This is a genomic window from uncultured Jannaschia sp. (assembly GCF_947494025.1).
GTDB lineage: Bacteria > Pseudomonadota > Alphaproteobacteria > Rhodobacterales > Rhodobacteraceae > Jannaschia.
The window spans coordinates 1-377 of the sequence record NZ_CANLTQ010000162.1 but is presented as its reverse complement, the minus strand read 5'-3'; the positions used below and the strand labels follow the sequence as shown (position 1 = coordinate 377).

At 65.8% G+C, this 377-nt stretch carries 1 pseudogene; it reads right to left on the bottom strand.

Annotated features, from left to right (window positions below):
- A pseudogene (locus Q1B08_RS21775) lies at positions 1-377 on the bottom strand (IS5/IS1182 family transposase); the annotation flags it as partial.

The following is a 377-nucleotide window of genomic DNA, read 5'->3' as shown; positions in this document are numbered from 1 at the left end:
TCGTGGACGATGACGACGGATTTGGTGACGCGTGAGGGCGACAGGCAGAGATGTGCAAGGTCGCAGCCTTTGCAGTCCCGTGCCTTCGACGCGAAGAACCGGCCATGGGCGATCTTCGCCTTGCTGGGCCGTCCGGGCCTTGCCCCGCGGGCATTTGACGACGTCGTGATGCGCGTCATAGCGGAACCGTCTGAGTGGGACCTTCGAGCGGATCGGCTCGGCCTTGGTCGGGATCACGCCGGTGATCTCGCGGTCTTCCAAACCTGCGAAAATCCTGGCGTAGGCGTAGCCCGCATCCGCGGTGACGGTGCCGATGGGGGCTCCGGTGACCGCCGCGACCGCGTCGAGGCGGCTCAGGATTTCCTGGCCCTCGTTGA